Annotated in this window: 20 protein-coding genes; 15 read left to right on the plus strand and 5 right to left on the minus strand. The window is 68.9% G+C overall.

Annotated features, from left to right (window positions below):
• Positions 1-114: 114 nt before the first annotated feature.
• The 8 genes from AC2EBS_RS10040 to AC2EBS_RS10075 all read left to right on the plus strand — a co-directional run bounded on the left by AC2EBS_RS10040 (position 115) and on the right by AC2EBS_RS10075 (position 6,667).
• Complete coding sequence (locus AC2EBS_RS10040; RefSeq protein WP_484728251.1) at positions 115-1,293, plus strand: acyl-CoA dehydrogenase family protein; 1,179 nt, start codon at positions 115-117, stop codon at positions 1,291-1,293.
• Positions 1,294-1,314: 21 nt separating this feature from the next.
• Complete coding sequence (locus tag AC2EBS_RS10045) at positions 1,315-1,509, plus strand: rubredoxin (RefSeq protein WP_484728252.1); 195 nt, start codon at positions 1,315-1,317, stop codon at positions 1,507-1,509.
• Positions 1,510-1,529: 20 nt separating this feature from the next.
• On the plus strand, positions 1,530-2,930 hold the full coding sequence (locus tag AC2EBS_RS10050; protein WP_484728253.1) for a CmpA/NrtA family ABC transporter substrate-binding protein: 1,401 nt from the start codon (positions 1,530-1,532) through the stop codon (positions 2,928-2,930).
• A gap of 1 nt (position 2,931) precedes the next feature.
• Positions 2,932-3,786, plus strand: a complete 855-nt coding sequence (gene ntrB, locus AC2EBS_RS10055) for a nitrate ABC transporter permease (protein ID WP_484728254.1) — start codon at positions 2,932-2,934, stop codon at positions 3,784-3,786.
• A gap of 17 nt (positions 3,787-3,803) precedes the next feature.
• A complete protein-coding gene (locus tag AC2EBS_RS10060) occupies positions 3,804-4,784 on the plus strand; it encodes an ABC transporter ATP-binding protein (protein ID WP_484728255.1) in 981 nt (326 codons plus the stop codon).
• On the plus strand, positions 4,781-5,224 hold the full coding sequence (gene cynS / locus AC2EBS_RS10065; RefSeq protein ID WP_484728256.1) for a cyanase: 444 nt from the start codon (positions 4,781-4,783) through the stop codon (positions 5,222-5,224). The genes AC2EBS_RS10060 and cynS overlap by 4 nt, the downstream gene beginning before the upstream one ends.
• A gap of 22 nt (positions 5,225-5,246) precedes the next feature.
• Positions 5,247-5,804: an OsmC family protein gene (locus tag AC2EBS_RS10070; RefSeq protein WP_484728257.1), complete on the plus strand. Its 558-nt coding sequence runs from the start codon at positions 5,247-5,249 to the stop codon at positions 5,802-5,804.
• Positions 5,805-5,914: 110 nt separating this feature from the next.
• Positions 5,915-6,667 carry a sulfite exporter TauE/SafE family protein gene (locus AC2EBS_RS10075; RefSeq protein WP_484728258.1) on the plus strand — a complete coding sequence of 251 codons (753 nt, stop codon included), beginning with the start codon at positions 5,915-5,917 and terminating at the stop codon, positions 6,665-6,667.
• Here AC2EBS_RS10075 and pepQ read toward each other — a convergent pair.
• Positions 6,664-8,004: a Xaa-Pro dipeptidase gene (pepQ, locus tag AC2EBS_RS10080; protein WP_484728259.1), complete on the minus strand. Its 1,341-nt coding sequence runs from the start codon at positions 8,002-8,004 to the stop codon at positions 6,664-6,666. The genes AC2EBS_RS10075 and pepQ overlap by 4 nt on opposite strands.
• Before the next feature lie 7 nt (positions 8,005-8,011).
• Positions 8,012-8,578 (minus strand): 5-formyltetrahydrofolate cyclo-ligase, encoded by a 567-nt coding sequence (locus AC2EBS_RS10085; protein ID WP_484728323.1) that lies wholly within the window; start codon positions 8,576-8,578, stop codon positions 8,012-8,014.
• Between the two features lie 60 nt (positions 8,579-8,638).
• Between AC2EBS_RS10085 and AC2EBS_RS10090 the strand changes: the two genes are divergently transcribed.
• On the plus strand, positions 8,639-9,067 hold the full coding sequence (locus AC2EBS_RS10090) for a TfoX/Sxy family protein (RefSeq protein ID WP_484728260.1): 429 nt from the start codon (positions 8,639-8,641) through the stop codon (positions 9,065-9,067).
• On the opposite strand, the gene AC2EBS_RS10095 is transcribed toward AC2EBS_RS10090, so the two are convergent.
• On the minus strand, positions 8,991-9,368 hold the full coding sequence (locus AC2EBS_RS10095) for a DUF2917 domain-containing protein (protein ID WP_484728261.1): 378 nt from the start codon (positions 9,366-9,368) through the stop codon (positions 8,991-8,993). The two genes, AC2EBS_RS10090 and AC2EBS_RS10095, sit on opposite strands and share 77 nt — an antisense overlap.
• A gap of 112 nt (positions 9,369-9,480) precedes the next feature.
• Between AC2EBS_RS10095 and AC2EBS_RS10100 the strand changes: the two genes are divergently transcribed.
• A complete protein-coding gene (locus AC2EBS_RS10100; protein WP_484728262.1) occupies positions 9,481-10,452 on the plus strand; it encodes a LysR substrate-binding domain-containing protein in 972 nt (323 codons plus the stop codon).
• Here AC2EBS_RS10100 and AC2EBS_RS10105 read toward each other — a convergent pair.
• Positions 10,449-11,036: a 5-formyltetrahydrofolate cyclo-ligase gene (locus tag AC2EBS_RS10105; protein ID WP_484728263.1), complete on the minus strand. Its 588-nt coding sequence runs from the start codon at positions 11,034-11,036 to the stop codon at positions 10,449-10,451. The two genes, AC2EBS_RS10100 and AC2EBS_RS10105, sit on opposite strands and share 4 nt — an antisense overlap.
• Positions 11,037-11,163: 127 nt before the next feature.
• Here AC2EBS_RS10105 and AC2EBS_RS10110 point away from each other — a divergent pair, with 127 nt between their 5' ends.
• The 3 genes from AC2EBS_RS10110 (at position 11,164) to AC2EBS_RS10120 (ending at position 14,945) form a co-directional block, all read left to right on the plus strand.
• On the plus strand, positions 11,164-13,143 hold the full coding sequence (locus tag AC2EBS_RS10110; protein ID WP_484728324.1) for a lytic transglycosylase domain-containing protein: 1,980 nt from the start codon (positions 11,164-11,166) through the stop codon (positions 13,141-13,143).
• Entirely contained in the window at positions 13,140-14,141 is a 1,002-nt protein-coding gene (locus AC2EBS_RS10115; protein WP_484728264.1) for a complex I NDUFA9 subunit family protein, read from the plus strand. Before AC2EBS_RS10110 ends, AC2EBS_RS10115 begins: the two co-directional genes overlap by 4 nt.
• A 129-nt stretch (positions 14,142-14,270) precedes the next feature.
• Positions 14,271-14,945: a glutathione S-transferase N-terminal domain-containing protein gene (locus tag AC2EBS_RS10120; protein WP_484728265.1), complete on the plus strand. Its 675-nt coding sequence runs from the start codon at positions 14,271-14,273 to the stop codon at positions 14,943-14,945.
• 10 nt (positions 14,946-14,955) lie between these two features.
• Here the strand turns inward: AC2EBS_RS10120 and AC2EBS_RS10125 are convergent, their stop codons facing one another.
• Positions 14,956-15,291: a hypothetical protein gene (locus tag AC2EBS_RS10125; RefSeq protein ID WP_484728266.1), complete on the minus strand. Its 336-nt coding sequence runs from the start codon at positions 15,289-15,291 to the stop codon at positions 14,956-14,958.
• A 203-nt stretch (positions 15,292-15,494) separates the two neighbouring features.
• On the opposite strand from AC2EBS_RS10125, the gene AC2EBS_RS10130 reads away from it, so the two are divergent.
• Positions 15,495-16,727: a multifunctional CCA addition/repair protein gene (locus tag AC2EBS_RS10130; RefSeq protein WP_484728325.1), complete on the plus strand. Its 1,233-nt coding sequence runs from the start codon at positions 15,495-15,497 to the stop codon at positions 16,725-16,727.
• The gene (locus tag AC2EBS_RS10135; RefSeq protein WP_484728267.1) at positions 16,724-17,176 is read left to right on the plus strand and encodes a GNAT family N-acetyltransferase; all 453 of its coding nucleotides are present in this window, start codon (positions 16,724-16,726) and stop codon (positions 17,174-17,176) included. The genes AC2EBS_RS10130 and AC2EBS_RS10135 overlap by 4 nt, the downstream gene beginning before the upstream one ends.
• Positions 17,177-17,246: the final 70 nt, after the last annotated feature.

The following is a 17,246-nucleotide window of genomic DNA, read 5'->3' on the forward strand; positions in this document are numbered from 1 at the left end:
CCGATCACACCCGAAACCCCTGGGCAGGCGACGCTGGCACACGGCTTGCAGAAAGACAGGCAAGCAAGACCCGCTGGCTCGACCCCGAGCCGGCACTGCCAGGAGCCCGATGCCATGAGCGCAGTGATGGAGCAGCAAGTGCGGAGCGACAACGCCGCCGCAGACAACGCTTCGGCGAGCACGATCAGCGCGCTGATCAAGCAGCTGCTGGTGCCGCAGGTGCTGGACATCGATACCAAGGGCGTCTATCCGGAAGACTTCCTGCGCGAGCTCGGCAAGGCCGGCGCCTTCCGCGGCGCCGCCTCGCCCGCCTGGGGCGGCGACGGCAGCGGCCTGGCCCGCGTGATCGCGGTGATGGACGAGGTCTCGCGCACCTGCATGTCCACCGGCTTCATGGTCTGGTGCCAGACCGCCGCGGCGCGCTACATCGACCTGTGCGACAACGAGGCGCTGAAGCAGGAAGTGCTGCCGCGCATCGTCAGCGGCGAGCTGCTCGCCGGCACCGGCCTGTCCAACACGGTCAAGTCCTGCGATGCGATCGAGGACGCGCGGCTGAAGGCCGTGCGCGTCGATGGTGGCTATCGCGTCAGCGGCGTGCTGCCCTGGGTGTCCAACCTCGGCGAAGGCCATGTCTTCGTCACCGGCTGCCCGGTGGAGGGCAGCGCCGATGCCGCGCAGCGCGTGTTCTTCCTGGTCGACTGCTCGGCCGCGGACTTCCGCATGGTCGAGTGCGCCACCTTCGTCGCGCTGGAAGGCACGCGCACGCTGGCCTGCCAGTTCCGCGACACCTTCATCGCCGATGCCCGCGTGCTCGCACATCCCGAGCAATCGCCGGCCTTCATCCGCCGCATCAAGCCCGGCATGGTGCTGGCGCAGATGGGCATGGGCCTGGGCCTGATCGACGCCTGCATCGCGCTGATGCGCGAGGCCGATCGCACGCTGTGCCATGTCAACGAGTTCCTCGACGACCGGCCCGACGAGCTGCAGCCGCTGCTGGACGGCGCGCGCGCCGCGTCGAAAGAACTGGCCGAGGCCATCACCGCCGACCCATTGGCCGACGTGATCCTGCCCATCCTGAAGCTGCGCCTGGCCGGCGGCGAGCTCGCGCTGCGCGCCGCCAACTCGGCCCTGCTGCACCAGGGCGCCAAGGGCTATCTGCTGCGCAATGCCGCGCAGCGCCGCCTGCGCGAAGCCTGGTTCGTCGCCATCGTCACGCCGGCGATCAAGCACCTGCGCAAGGAGATCGCGCGCATCGAAAAAGCCGGCTGCGCGAGCTGCGCCAGCGAGATGTGATCCCAACGGAGACCGACAGCGATGAGCGACGACACCGCCACCACCACCGAGTTCAAGCAATGGGTCTGCAATGTCTGCGGCTGGGTCTATGACGAAGCCGCCGGCGACCCCGAGCACGGCCTGCCCGCCGGCACGCGGCTGCAGGACATCCCCGACACCTGGTACTGCCCCGAATGCGGCGTGACCAAGGCTGACTTTTCCCCGCTCGACTTCTGACTCAAGAAAAGGACTTCACCATGAGCCTGTTCGACCCGTTCAGTTCCTCGTCCCGCCTGATGCGCTGCAGCTGCGGCGCCCACGCCAGCCAGGCCGAGCATGAGGCCAGCGAAGAGAAGTCGGCCCACGATCTGCGCATCGAGCAGGGCGTCGAGCGCGGCGACATGGAGGCGATGAACCGCCGCGCGCTGGAAAGCGCGGTGATGCGCGCGATCTTCCCCGACGACCTGGAACGCCGCAGCTTCATCCGCGCCGTTGGCCGCCGCAGCGCGATGGCGGCGATCTCGTCCATCGTGCCCTTCGGCGCGCTGGAGGCGATGGCGCAGGAGAAAGGCGGCTCGCTGGAGAAGACCGACCTGAAGATCGGCTTCGTGCCCATCACCTGCGCCAGCCCGCTGATCATGGCCGACCCGCTGGGCTTCTACAAAAAGCAGGGCCTGAACGTCACGATGATGAAGACCGCCGGCTGGGCCCTGGTGCGCGACAAGGTGATGAACAAGGAGTACGACGCCAGCCACATGCTGGCGCCGATGCCGCTGGCCATCAGCATGGGCGCGGGCTCGTCGGCGATGCCGATCAATGTCGCGACCATCCAGAACATCAACGGCCAGGCCATCGTGCTGGCCAACAAGCACAAGAACAACCGCGACCCGAAGAACTGGAAGGGCTTCAAGTTCGCGATCCCCTTCGACTACTCGATCCACAACCTGCTGCTGCGCTACTACCTGGCCGAGCACGGGCTGAACCCGGACACCGACGTGCAGCTGCGCGTCACCGCGCCGCCGGAGATGGTGGCCAATCTGCGCGCCGGCAATATCGACGGCTTCCTCGGCCCCGATCCGATCAACCAGCGCGCGGTCTACGACGAGGTCGGCTTCATCCACGTGCTGTCGCGCGAGATCTGGGACGGCCACCCCTGCTGCTCCTTCGGCGTGCCGGCGCAGTTCGTCAAGGAGAACCCCAACACCTTCGCGGCGCTGTACCGCGGCATCCTCACCGCCGCTGCGATGGCGCGCGACCCGAAGAACCGCCCGCTGATGGCCGAGGTGCTGTCGCCCGCGGCCTATCTGAACCAGCCCAGGGCGGTGCTCGAGCAGGTGCTGACTGGCAAGTTCGCCGACGGCCTGGGCAATGTGCGCACCGTGCCCGAGCGCGTCGACTACGACCCCTACCCCTGGTATTCGATGGCGGTGTGGATCCTCTCGCAGCTCAAGCGCTGGGGCTATCTCAAGGGCGAGGTGCGCTACCAGGACATCGCCGAGCGCGTCTACCTGCTCACCGATGCGAAGAAGCGCATGGCCGAGGTCGGCATGGCCGTGCCCAAGGAGAGCTATCGCAAGTTCAAGGTGATGGGCAAGGAGTTCGACCACACCAAGGCCGACGCCTATGTCGACTCCTTCGCCATCAAGAAGGTCAGCTGATATGGGCAAGCTCATCAGTCGCCAGCGCCTGCGCGCCGCGTTGCTCTCGCTGGCCATCCTGATCGTCGGCCTCGGCCTGTGGCAAGCACTGACCCTCAAGCCGGCCGGGCAGCAGCTGCCCGCCGGCATGTCGGCCGAGTACGCGGCGCTGATGGGCAAGGGCGCGGAGAAGAGCGACGGCCTGCCGTCGCCAGCCAAGGTCGGCGAGGCCTTCGTGCGCTACCTCTCCGACCCCTTCTACGACAACGGCCCCAACGACAAGGGCATCGCGATCCAGCTGGCCCACTCGCTCGCCCGCGTCGGCCTGGGCTTCGGCCTGGCGGTGCTGATCGCGCTGCCGCTGGGCTTCGCGATCGGCATGTCGCCGCTGCTGCACCAGGCGCTCGATCCCTTCATCCAGATCCTCAAGCCAATCTCGCCGCTGGCCTGGATGCCGCTGGCGCTGTACACGATCAAGGACTCGTCGATCTCGGGCGTGTTCGTGATCTTCATCTGCTCGATCTGGCCGATGCTGATCAACACCGCGCACGGCGTGGCCTCGGTGCGCAAGGACTGGCTCAATGTGGCGCGCACGCTGGAGGTCAGCCGCTGGCGCACCGCCATGGAGGTGGTGCTGCCCGCCGCGGCGCCGACCATCCTGACCGGCATGCGCATCTCGATGGGCATCGCCTGGCTGGTGATCGTCGCGGCCGAGATGCTGGTGGGAGGCACGGGCATCGGCTACTTCGTCTGGAACGAGTGGAACAACCTGGCCCTGCCCAACGTGATCTTCGCGATCTTCGTGATCGGCTTCGTCGGCATGGCGCTGGACTGGGTGTTCGGCCGCCTGCAGCGCCTGGCCACCTATCGCGAGTGACGCACAGGAGCTTTCACATGACCCAGCATTTCCTCTCCGTCGAAGCCCTGGCGAAAAGCTATCTCGCCGACAACGGCAAGCCCGGCACGCCGGTGTTCGAGAACCTGAACTTCAGCATCGAGCAGGGCAAGTTCGTCTGCATCATCGGCCATTCGGGCTGCGGCAAGACCACGGTGCTCAATGTGCTTGCCGGGCTGGAAGATGCCAGCGGCGGCGTGGTGCTGATGCAGGGCCGCGAGATCAGCGGTCCGTCTCTGGACCGCGGCGTGGTCTTCCAGGGTCATGCGCTGATGCCCTGGCTGAGCGTGCTGAAGAACGTGATGTTCGCGGTGCGCTCGCGCTGGCCCGAGTGGAAGCCCGCGCAGGTCGAGGCGCATGCGCGCAAGTACCTGGAGATGGTCGGCCTGGCTGCGGTGGTCGAGCGCAAGCCGGCCGAGCTCTCGGGCGGCATGAAGCAGCGCGTGGGCATCGCCCGCGCCTTCGCGATCGAGCCCAAGATGCTGCTGCTCGACGAGCCCTTCGGCGCGCTGGATGCGCTCACCCGCGGCACCATCCAGGACGAGCTGCTGCGCATCGTGCGCTCGACGCAGCAGACCGTGTTCATGATCACGCACGATGTGGACGAGGCCATCCTGCTGGCCGACAAGGTGCTGTTGATGAGCAATGGCCCGCGTGCCCGTCTGGCCGAGATCGTCGAGGTGACGCTGCCACGCGAGCGCACCCGCCAGACCCTGCATCACGACCCGCAGTACTACCGCATCCGCAACCACCTGGTCGACTTCCTCGTCAACCGTTCGCGCGACTACGCCGACGGCGGCCCTGCCGCCGCTGCGCATGACCCGGCCCACCCGCCGGTGGTGCGCCCCGGCCTGGACGAGAGCGCCGCTGCCGTGGTGCTGCCGCTGGAGCGCGCGCGCCCGGCGCTGACCGCCATTCCAACCAACCCCGACACCGCATCCCAACCCGCACGCCTGCGTGCACAAGGAGAGTCCGCATGAACCGCCACGAGGTCACCGAACTGATCGTCCAGAACCGCATCGCCAAAGGCATCAGCTGGGCCGAGATCGCCAAGGCCGTGGGCCACAGCAAGGAATGGGTCACGGCCGGCTGCCTGGGCCAGATGACCTTCACCGCCGAGCAGGCCGCCGTGATCGGCGAGATGCTGGCGCTGCCGCCCGAAGCCGTGAAGCTGCTGCAGGTCGTGCCCTACAAGGGCTCGCTGCCCACCGCAGTGCCGACCGATCCGCTGATCTACCGCTTCTACGAGCTGATCAGCGTCTACGGCACCACCTTCAAGGAACTGATCCACGAAGAGTTCGGCGACGGGATCATGAGCGCGATCGACTTCAAGATGGATCTGCAGCGCGAGCCCAATGCGGCCGGCGACCGCGTCTCCATCACGATGAGCGGCAAGTTCCTGCCCTACAAGACCTACTGAACATTGCCAGGAGCAAGAGACCATGGACACCACCGCCGAGAAGACCGTTGCCACAGGCAGCTGCAACTGGGTCAAGGGCATCGATGCCGAAGGCCTGGCGCGCTTCGCCGAGAAGGGCCGCAACAACCCGAACTCGATGGGCACGATCAAGACCTTCACCACCTACGACGGCCAGTTCCGTTCGCTGACCCATGTCGGCGAGCTGCCGCCGGTGGTGGTGGATGAGCCGCCGCACCTGTTCGGACAGAACACCGCGCCCGCGCCCAGCGAGGTTCTGCTGTCCGCGCTGGGCGGCTGCCTGTGCGTGGGCGTGCATGCGGTGGCCACCGCGCGTGGCGTAAAGCTGTCCAAACTGGAAGTGGCGCTGGAAGGCGATATCGGCAACCCGGCCGCATGGGGTGCCGGCGGTGCGAAGAAGGAACCGGCGCAGATGGGCTTCCAGGCGGTGCGCGCCAAGATCGCCGTCGAAGGCGATGCGCCGCGCGAGGTGCTGGAGGAGATCGTGCGCCAGGCCGACTTCTACTCGCCGATGGCCAACTGCTTCCGCAACCCCATCCCCACCGATGTGGTGATGGTCTGAGCGGCGCAGGGCAGCGCGGCCGGCGCCGCGATTCCAGCGCCCGTGCGTCGGGCTGTCTTGCATGGCAGGACCGCTAAGCGGGCTCGGGGCTGCGTTACGCTGAGCAGCCCATGGAACTCAGCCTCGCCCATCTGCTGCTGCTCGCTGCTGCCGCCTTCGCTGCCGGCGTGCTCAATGCCATCGCCGGTGGCGGCAGCTTCCTGACCTTCCCGGCCCTGGTCTTCACCGGCGTGCCGCCGATCACGGCGAACGCCACCAGCGCGCTGGCGGTGAGCCCGGGCTATCTGGGCAGCACGCTGGGCTTCAAGGCCGAGCTGCGCGAACTGCCGGCCAGGCGCCTGCGCCGCGAGATGCTGATCTCGGCCTGCGGTGGCGTGGCCGGCGCGCTGCTGCTGCTCGTCACGCCGGGCAAGCTCTTTGCCGGCATCGTGCCCTGGCTGCTGCTCTTCGCCACCGCGCTGTTCGCGCTGGGCCCGGCAATCGCGCGGCGCGCGCAGGCCGGCGAGACACATACGCGCTGGCGCGAGCCGGGCCTGCTGCTGGTGGCCGTCTATGGCGGCTACTTCAACGGCGGCCTGGGCATCCTCTTGATGGCGCTCTACACCGTGGCCGGCGAGACGCGACTGAACACCGTCAACGCACTGAAGAACCTCAACTCGCTGGTGCTGTCCTGGCTGTCGGTGGCGGCCTTCGTCGTGGCCGGCGCGATCGCCTGGCGCCAGGGCCTGCTGATGATGGTCGCCGCCACGGCCGGCGGCTATATCGGCGCCCGGCTGGCCAAGCGCCTGCCGGTGGCCTGGGTGCGCGCCGGCGTGATCGCCACCGGCCTGGTGATGAGCGCCGTCTTCTTCGCGCGCGGCTAAGCGAGCGAGGCGAACGCCTCGCGCGTCAGGTTCTCCGGCGCACCGGCCTCGCGGCAGACCACATCGTCCTCGATGCGCACGCCGCCGCAACGCGCCAGGCGCTCGACCAGCGGCCAGTTCACGGCCGCACCCTGCGTCGTCGCGCGCAGCTTGGCCAAGAGCGTGGGAATGAAATACAGGCCCGGCTCGATGGTCACCACCATGCCCGGTGCCAGCGTACGCGTCAGTCGCAGATAGGGGTGGCCCTCGGGCTTGGGCAGCGTGCCGCCCGCCTCGCCGGCCATGAAGCCGCCGATGTCGTGCACCTGCAGACCCAAGAGATGGCCGATGCCATGCGGGAAGAAGGTCGACGTGACACGCTCGGCCACCATCGCTTCTTCGCTCAGCCCCTGCACGATGCCCAGCTCGCGCAGCACGCGCGCGGTGCGGCGATGCGCGCTGAGATGGATTTCGCGATAGTCGACGCCATGGCGCACCTCGTCCACCAGGCCCAGCTGCTCGCGCTCCATCGCGGCAAGCAGCGCATCGAACTCGGCCACACGGCCACAGCTCCAGCTGCGCGTGATGTCGGAGGCATAACCACCCACCTGCGCGCCCGCATCGATCAGCAGGCTGCGCGACTCAGCGGGGGCCTGCGCGTCCTGATACTGGTAGTGCAGCACTGCGCCATGCTCGTTGAGGCCGACGATGTTGGTGTAGGGCAGGTCACGGTCTGTATGGCCAGCGGCAGCCAGATAGGCGCGATGGATCTCCAGCTCGGACGCGCCGGCGAGGAAAGCCTCGCGCGCCGCACGGTGCGCCGGCGCGGCGCGGCGCGAGGCCGCGCGCATCTGCGCCAGCTCCCACGGCGTCTTGCAGGCGCGGCGGTAGTGCAGCAGGTCCAGCAGCGCAGGCGGGTTGTTCGGCACCAGCCCATCCAGCGCCGCATCGGCTTCGCCGACGATGGCCAGGCGGCCCGGCACCTGCAACAGATGCTCGCGCGCCTGCTGCGGCTCGCGGATCACGACGATCTCGAAATGCTCGACCCACAGGCCCGCCGGATCGGCCGGCGGCAGATGCCAGTAGTCGTCGGGCTGGTAGTAGACGAGCCGCGGCCTGTGCCCCGGGCGGATCAAGAGCCAGCTGTGCGGATGCTCGATCAACGGCAACCAATGCTTGAAGTGAGGATTGGTCTGGAACAGATAGGGCCGGTCGTCGAGAAAGGCGTACTTCTCGACGCCAGCGGCAATCGCCAGCGCATCGAAGCCGCTGCGCGCCAGCGCCTCCTCGCTGCGCTGCTGCAGCTCGGCGATGTGTTGCGCATACAGCGCCGTCAGATTCATATCGTCGTTTCGCATGGCTCGTTCAGTTCACATCCCACATGACGCCTTCCTCGGTGAGGATGGCATCCAGCGGTACGTCGTGGGGTTCGGGTTTCAACAGCGGCAGGAAGCCATGCGCATAGGCCAGTCCCGCGGTGGCGGGTCGCGGCTTCAACTCGGCCAGCGTGCGGTCCATGAAGCCGCCGCCATAGCCCAGGCGCAGCCCGCCGGGGCCGTAGCCCACGCAGGGCACGAGCAGCAGCTGCGGCTCGAAGACCTCGGTGTCCTTGGGTTTGGGAATGCCATAGGCATCCTCCTCCATCGGGCAGCCGGGGTACCAGACATGGAACTTCAGCGTGCCGTGCTGCTTGTCGACCACCGGCAGGCCGATGCGCCGCTGCGGGTCAGCCTCGCTCCAGCGGTACAGCGCCGGCAGCGGATCGAATTCGCCCTTGATCGGCCAGTAGGCGCCTATGGTCAGTTCCTTGCGCGTGACCAGCCAGACGCGCAGCACGCTCTGCAGCACCTCGGCGCGCTCCAGGCGGTCGCCAAGGTTCAGCCGGGTCTCGATCAGCTTGTGGCGCAGCGCAGCGCGGTCATTGCTCAGCAGGTCCAAGGCGAACTCCAGGGCTCGGGGCTACAGACGCCGCCATTGTCATAGAGTCCGGCCATGGCCCAGGCTGATGAATTCACCGAGCACTGCATCGAACTGCTGGCGCCGCTGGGTTCGGTGCGCGCGCGCCGCATGTTCGGCGGCCACGGTCTGTACCTGGACGAGCTGTTCGTCGCCATCATCGCCTTCGGGCAGCTCTGGCTGAAGGCCGACGCCGAGACCGCATCGGCCTTCGCGCAAGCTGGCTGCGCGCCGTTCCGCTATGACAAGCAGGGTCAGGTCATGACCATGGCCTACTTCGCTGCGCCCGAGGAGGCGATGGAGTCGCCGGCGCTGATGGCCCCCTGGGCACGGCTGGCGCTGCAGGCGGCGCTGCGCGCCCGCGCGGCCAAGCCAAAGGCGTCCCGCCTCAAACCGCCTGCAGCGGCGAAGTCGACGACGCGGGGCGGGCCGACGACGAGGACGAAGACCAGAACCAGCCACTGAGCCAGCGCCGCAGCAGGCCAGGCTGGCGCTGCGCGCAGACCATAGGCGGCACCAGCAGCTGGAAGCGCAGTTCCTCGCGCCAGGCCTCGATCACCAGCTCGCTGCCGCTGGTCAGCGCGATGCTCTGGCCGGCGCGCAACCAGATGTCCTCGCTGGACCCGGCGCCATCGTCCGCGCTGCGAGTCAGCCAGGCCTCGCCGGCCAGCAGGTGCAGCTCGCGCGGGCCGTGCTCCAGCCGCAGCCGCAGGGCCTGGCGGCTGCCCAGCATCCACTGCGCGCCTTGTTGTTGCAGTTCGCTCATGATTGCCTCTCCCGTTCCACGCGTCGACGGCGACACGTCTTGCAGGAAATACTAGGGTTCACCCGGAACCACGTCCAATGAGTTGCATGGCAGCGATTGATACCATTTGCTCATGAATCAAATCCGCCACCGCCCGCTCGCCGTCGGCCCGCTACGCGCTTTCGAGGCCGTGGCGCGGCTCTTGAGCTTCCGCGCGGCGGCCGAGGAACTGCACCTCACACAGTCAGCAATCAGCCGGCAGATCCAGGCCCTGGAACAGGAGATCGGCACCACCCTCTTCCAGCGCGGCACGCGCAGCGTGGCGCTCAGCGCCGACGGCGCGCTGCTGCAGGCCACGGTGCCGGCGCTGCTGGACAGGTTGGACGCCACCGTGCGCCAGATCCGCCAGGCCAAGGGACGACGCGTGGTGACGGTGTCCACTTTCGCCTCCTTCGCATCGCTGTGGCTGATCCCGCGGCTGGAGGCCTTCCAGCGCGAGCATCCGGACATCGACATCCGCGTCTCGGCGATTGATGCCATCGTCGACCTGGCCGACGGCGAGATCGACCTCGCGCTGCGCTATGTGCAGCCCGGCGCGGCGACCATCGGCGGGCTGCGCCTGTTCGGCGAGACGCTGACACCGGTGATCAGCCCCTGGCTGGCGCGACGCATCGAGGCCGGCGACGCACCGCCGCTGTCCAGGCCCGCCGACCTGGTCGGCCACACGCTGGCCGAAGAGGACGACCAGCGCCCCGGCGCGCGCTATTTGAGCTGGCGGCGCTGGCTGGCCGAGCATGGCCTGGCGCAGCTGCAGCCGCGGCGCTGGATGTACCTGAACTTCACCTACCAGCAGGTGCAGGCCGCGCTGGGCGGGCAGGCTGTGGCGCTGGCGCGGCTGGCGCTGGTGGCCGATGCCTTGCAGCGCGGCGATCTGATCGAACCCTTCGGTAGCGCCGGGCGGTTGGGCAGCCCGCTGGCCTACTGGCTGATGCAGTCCGAGGTCGGTCAGCGGCGCAGCGAGGTGCGTCAGTTCAGCGACTGGATCCTCGCCCAGGCCGCGCAGACGCGGCAGGAGATCGGCGAGGACGAGGGCAGCGGCACCTAGGGCGCAATGACTTCGCGCTCGGTGACGATCAGCGTCAGCGGCTGATCGTGCGCCTCGACGGCGAACGAGGTCTCGGCGCCGCTCCAGGCCAGCCCCACGCTGGTCACGCCCGGATGCTGCGCCAGCCAGCGGTCGAAATAGCCGCCGCCATAGCCGAGGCGATAGCCTTCGCGCGTGAAGCCCACACAGGGCACCAGCACCACATCGGGCACCAGCACCGCGCCGGCGCTGCTGGGGATGCCGCACTCGTCCTTCAGCGCCGGCTCGCGGCCATCCCAGGCGCGATAGAGCATCTCGCGGCCCTCGCGCTTGGCATAGGGCAAGGCCAGTCGCACGGGCTCTTCGAAATGCAGCGACTCCACCATGGCGGCTGCGTTAAATTCCCCGTCGAGGGCCCAGTACAAGCCCAGGCATTGCGGTTCCAGTTGCTGCAGCAGTTCGCCGAGCTGGCGCGCCACGGCGTCCGTGGCGGCGCCCGCCGTTTCGGCGGCGGTCCAGTCGCGGCGCGCGGCGAGCAACTGGCGGCGCAGCGCGCTGCGCTGATGCGCTGGCGTGGCGGCTGCGGTGGACGGCGGATTGGCCATGGGCTGTGTCAGTTTGAGAGAGAGTGAGTCAGCGTTGTTGCAGAAGAAGAAGGAAGCGATGTTCTCGGCAAAGGCAGTATATGCAGCGCCCCCGGCGCGACAGCGCCGCGGCGTGGCGAGGAAACTGATGCAGGCCGCCTGCCTGGCAGCGGTGCTGGCGGCGCCGGCTCCCGCCCTGGCCAGCCGCGCCGGCGAGCCGGTGCACCAGGCCATGGAAGCCTGGAAGAAGCGCGAACTGCGCAAGCTCGAGAACCTGGCCAATGGCGCGCTGGACACCCAGGACCCGCTGGCACCCTGGATCCACTACTGGGCGATGAATGCCCAGCTCTTCAAGGCCCGCCAGCATGAGCTGGACGAGTTCTATGCGCGCTGGAGCGGCAGCTATGTCGAGGACCGGCTGCGCAACGACTGGCTGCTGGAGCTGGGCCGCCGGCGCGACTGGGACAACTTCGCCAAGGACTACCGCGGCTTCAGGATGCGCGATGACCGCGAGGTGGCCTGCTATGCGCTGCTGATCGAGCACCAGCAGGGCCAGGACGTGCGTGCCGCCGGCCGCGCCGCCTGGCTGGCGCAGCGCGAGGCCGACGACGGCTGCAACCTGCTCGCCGAGACACTGCACAAGGCCGGCAAGATCAGCGATGCCGACGTCTGGCTGAAGGTGCGCCTGTCCACCGAAGGCGCCAAGCTGCGCGCCGCCAGGCAATCGGTGCTGCTGCTGTCGCGCGAGGCCGAACGCGGCATCGCCGATGCGCTGGACAAGCCGGATCGCTTTCTGAAAGCCAAGGGCCGCAAGGCCGGCAATCGCACCCAGGCCGAGCTGATCACGCTGGCGCTGACCCGCGTGGCCGCCGGCGACCACGAGGACGCCGCGGCGCTGCTGCGCAGCCGCTGGCACAAGGAGCTGCCGCCCGATCTGGCGGCCTGGGCCTGGGCCCAGGTCGCGCGCCAGGCCGCGCTGAAGCTGGAGGCCGACGCCAGCAGCCATTACGAGCAGGCGCTGCAGCTGCTGCCCAAGAAGGATGCCAAGCCGGAGTGGAGCGACGACACGCTGGCCTGGGCCGCGCGCGCCGCGCTGCGCGCCGACGCCGGCGCCGGCCGCTGGCCGCTGGTGCTGCAGGCCATCGAGCTGATGAGCGAGAGCGGACGCCAGGACCCCACCTGGCAGTACTGGCGGGCGCGTGCGCTGCAGGCCATCTCGCCACAGCGCCATGGGGCCGAGGCACAGCGCATCCTGCAGTCGCTGGCCTCGCCGCTGAGCTTCTACGGCAAGCTGGCCGCCGACGAACTGGGCCAGACGCCCGAGCTGCCGCCCGCACCCGCAGCGCTGAGCGCGGCAGAGCGCGCCGCCGCCGCCGCGCATCCGGGCCTGCAGCGCGCGCTGCTGATGATTGACAAGGGCCTGCGCAGCGAAGGCGTGCGCGAATGGAACTTCAGCCTGCGCGGCATGAGCGACCGCGAGCTGCTCGCCGCCGCGCAGCTGGCCTGCGAGCGCGAGGTCTGGGACCGCTGCATCTCCGCCAGCGAGCGCACCCGCCGGGAGATCGACCTCAGCCAGCGCTTCCCCATGCCGTTCCGCAACGAAGTCGTCGCGCAGGCGCGCGAGATCGGCCTGGACCCGGCCTATGTCTTCGGCCTGATCCGCCAGGAGTCGCGCTTCGTGATGGACGCGCGTTCGCATGTAGGCGCCTCCGGCCTGATGCAGGTGATGCCAGCCACCGCGAAGTGGACGGCAAAGAAGGCCGGCATGGCCGACTTCAGCGTCAGCCAGCTGACCGACCGCGATGTGAACCTGCGCATAGGCACGCGCTACCTGAAGCTGGTGCTCGATGACTTCGAAGGCTCGATGGCCATGGCCGCCGCGGCCTACAACGCCGGCCCCGGCCGGCCGCGCCGCTGGCGCGACGGGCCGGCGCTGGATGCGGCCGTGTGGGCCGAGAACATCCCCTTCAACGAGACGCGCGACTATGTGAAGCGCGTGCTCTCCAACACCACCATCTACGCACAGCTGCTGCACGGCACCGAGCAGCCGGGTCTGCGCCAGCGCCTGGGCGCGCGCATCGGCCCGCGCCCGAGCGCCGGCGGCGAGGTCAACAAGGAACTGCCATGACGACACCTGCTGCCCCCTCATCCCGAGACGACGCCTCGCCGGCCATCCTGCTGCTGGGCGGCAGCGGCTTCGTCGGACAGGCGGTGTGCGAGATGCTGCTGCGCCGCTACGGCGGCACCGCGCGCATCACCGTGCCCACGCGCCGCCTGGCCCATGCGCAGAACGTGCAGACTCTGCCCGGCGTGACCGTGGTGCCGGCAGACGTGCACCGCGACGACAGCCTGCAGCGCCTGATCGCCGGCCATGACGTGGTGATCAACCTGATCGCCATCCTGCAAGGCAGCGAAGCCGCCTTCGAACAGGCGCATGTCGCGCTGCCGCGTCGCATCGCGGCGGCCTGCGCGGCCACCGGCGTGACACGGCTGATCCACGTCAGCGCGATCGGTGCCGACCCCGCGGCGCCCTCGCGCTATCTGCGCAGCAAGGGCCGCGGCGAGCAGGTGCTGCATGTGGCCGAACAAGCGCAGGGGCTGCAACTCACGGTGCTGCGGCCTTCGGTGATCTTCGGCCGTGGCGACCGCTTCCTCAACCTCTTCGCAAGGCTGCAGGCGCTGTTCCCGCTGATGCCGCTGGCCGGCGCCGAGGCGCGCTTCCAGCCGGTGTGGGTGGAGGATGTGGCCCGCGCCATCGTCGCCTGCGTGCAGGACGACAGCAGCATCGGGCTGACCTACGAGCTGGCCGGGCCGACCGTCAGCACGCTGGCCGAGCTGGTGCGCCTGGCCGGCCAGGTGAGCGCCCATCCGCGCCCCATCCTGCCGCTGCCCGCGCCGCTGGCCTGGCTGCAGGCGGTGGCGATGGAGTTGCTGCCCGGCGTGCCGCTGATGTCGCGCGACAACATCGCCTCGATGCGCGTGCCCAATGTGGCTGGCGGCAAGCTGCCGGGGCTGGAGACCCTCGGTATCGCGCCAAGCTCGGCCGCCACGGTGCTGCCGGACTATCTGGCACCCGGTGCCGGCTGCCAGCGCCTGGACCGCTGGCGCGCCCAGCACCGCGGCTGAGCCGAAGCGACCGTTGCGGTCCGCGCATCAATCGCTTGCGCGGAATTCAGCGCTGCGCCGCAGCGCTGCGCTTAAGCTGTGCCCGCGCATACCCGCACGAACCGGCCACACCCACAGGAGTCACACGCCATGCTGCAGCTGATCATCGGCAACAAGAACTACTCGTCCTGGTCCATGCGCCCCTGGGTGCTGATGAAGGAACTGGGCATCGCCTTCGACGAGCGCAAGCTGCGCTTCGACTTCACGCCCGGTTCCAGCTTCTATCAGGCCATCGCCGCCTACACGCCGACGGGCAAGGTGCCGGTGCTGGTGGAAGACGATGGCTTTGCCACCTGGGACACGCTGGCCATCGTCGAGCGACTGGCCGATCTGTTCCCTGACGACGGCATCTGGCCTGCCGACGCCCGGCTGCGTGCCCGCGCGCGCAGCCTCTGCGCCGAGATGCACGCCGGCTTTGCCGTGCTGCGCAACCGCTGCCCGATGAATATCGAAGCCTCGCTGTCCGAGGTCGGCGCCAAGGCCATGGCCGAAGACCCGCGGCTGAAGGCTGAGCTCGCACGCATCGACGCAATCTTCAGCGCCGCGCAGCCGGGCGCCTTCCTGTTCGGCGCCTTCAGTGCTGCCGATGCCTTCTTCGCGCCGGTGGTGATGCGCATCGCCAGCTACGGCCTGCCGCTGTCCGACGCCGCCGCGGCCTATGCGCTGCGCGTGCGCGAGAGCGCCGGCGTCAAGGCCTGGATAGACGACGCGCTGGCCGAGCAGGATTTTCTGGACTTCGAGGAGCCGTATCGGACGAAGCGGTGAGGCTGAAGCTCTACTTGGCGCTCATGGACACCGCGGGCAGCTGAGTCGCTACAACGATCTGAAGCGCCTGCTGCTCGTTGAAACCGCTCTTCAGCAATTCCTGATACAGGTTGCGCTTGAACCGAGCCAATTGCTGCGCCGTCGCCGGCTTGGCGCCGACTTCCAGTTGCGCGTCGATGTTCACCTGAGTAATCGCCTTTATCGCAGGGACCATCGCCTGCAGATTCTCTTCCATCATCTGCGCCATGGGATCGCTGGAAGCGGGCTTGGCTTTGTTCGCCATCGCTGCGGCGCTGCAAACCGCGAGCAGTGCCGCACATGCCAGTTGCCGCAGTGTCTTGCTCATGTTTCTATTCCCCCTCGTCCTTTGGGCGTTTCAGGTTCAGCCGTGACAGGCGGCTGGCCGGAATGCTGCCCAGCAAAGTCCGCAGCCACCATGCGTTGAAACCCTTCGCCCCATGGAGGGTGGTCGACGACCAGCACATGTCAGAGCGGGGCAGAATCCAGGGCATGCCGAGTTCCCCTGCGCCCGACGCCGAGTCCAGCACGATGAAGACCTACAAAGTCGGCGGCGCCGTGCGCGACGCGCTGCTGGGCCGCACGGTCAGCGATACCGACTGGGTGGTAGTCGGCGCCACGCCGCAGCAGATGCTGGACCTGGGCTACCAGCCGGTGGGCCGCGACTTCCCGGTCTTCCTGCATCCCCGCACGCACGAGGAATACGCGCTGGCGCGCACCGAGCGCAAGACCGCGCCGGGCTATCACGGCTTCGCCTTTCACGCTGCGCCGGATGTCACGCTGGAGCAGGATCTGGCACGGCGCGACCTGAGCATCAATGCGATGGCACAGGACCCCGACAGCGGCCAGATCGTCGACCCCTATGGCGGCCGGCGCGACCTGGACGCGAAAGTGCTGCGCCATGTCTCCGACGCCTTCGCCGAAGACCCGGTGCGCATCCTGCGGCTGGCGCGCTTCGCGGCGCGCTTTCACGACTTCACAGTCGCGCCCGAGACGATGGCGCTGATGCGCCGGATGGTCGATGCCGGCGAGGTGGATGCACTGGTGCCCGAGCGCGTCTGGCAGGAGATCGCGCGCGGCCTGATGGAAGAGCACAAGCCCTCGCGCATGCTCGAGGTGCTGCGCGAGTGCGGCGCGCTGGCCCGCCTGGCGCCCGAGATCGCGCGGCTGTGGGGCGTGCCGCAGCCCGAGGCGCACCACCCGGAGATCGACACCGGCGTGCATCTGCTGATGGTGCTGGATGCCTGCGCGCGCCTGGACGCGCCGCTGCCGGTGCGTTATGCCTGTCTCTGCCACGACCTCGGCAAGGGGCTGACGCCGCCGGAGGTGCTGCCGCGCCACATCGGCCACGAGGGCCGCGGCGTGCCGCTGGCGCGGGCGCTGTCCGAGCGCTGGCGCGTGCCCAGCGACTGCAAGGAGCTCGCCGAGCTCTGCGCCCGCGAACACACCCATATCCACCAGAGCGGCGCCTTCGGACCCGAGGCCAGGCTGCGCCTGATCGAGCGCTGCGATGCGCTGCGCCGGCCCGAGCGCTTTGCGCAGCTGCTGCTGGCCTGCGAGTGCGATGCGCGCGGTCGGCTGGGGCTGGAAGACCGGCCTTACCCGCAACGTGAGCGGCTGCAGCGCGATCTCGATGTTCTGCTTGGCCTGGACCTCAGCGCCGTCACTGCCGACGCGCTGGCCCAAGGCAAGAAGGGCCCGGCCATCGGCCGTGCGGTGCAGGAGGCGCGGCTGCAAGCGCTGATGGCGAAGGACGGCCGATGAACCGCAGCGCCGCCCCTGCCCATGTTCGTATCGCCACCGCCGCCGACATCGCCGCGATGTGGGAGGTGCGTTACGCGGTCACCGAGAACACGCTGACGCCGGGCCGCCTCAGCGACGAAGATGTGCGCCGCGAGATCGAGGACACCGGCCGCGGCTGGGTGGTCGAGCGCACCGACGGCCCGGGCGTCGATGCCTTCGCGATCGGCAACGGCCGCAGCGGCAATGTCTGGGCGCTGTTCGTGCATCCGCGCGCGCAGGGTCGCGGCCTGGGCGACGCGCTGCATCGCACGATGCTGGACTGGTTCGCCACCCAGCCCGTCGCTACGCTGTGGCTGAGCACCGGCACCGACACGCGGGCGCGCGGCTTCTACGAGCGGCGCGGCTGGGCCTGCGTCGGCCCCTACGGCCAGGACGAGGTCAGGCTGGAGCGGAGCACCGACCAGGCCTGAAGGGAAGGCTCATCGGCCGCTCTGGCGACACGCCCTGGCGCCGGACCTGGCCTCTGCACTGATCGAACCG

This window comes from Roseateles sp. T103, from assembly GCF_057219915.1.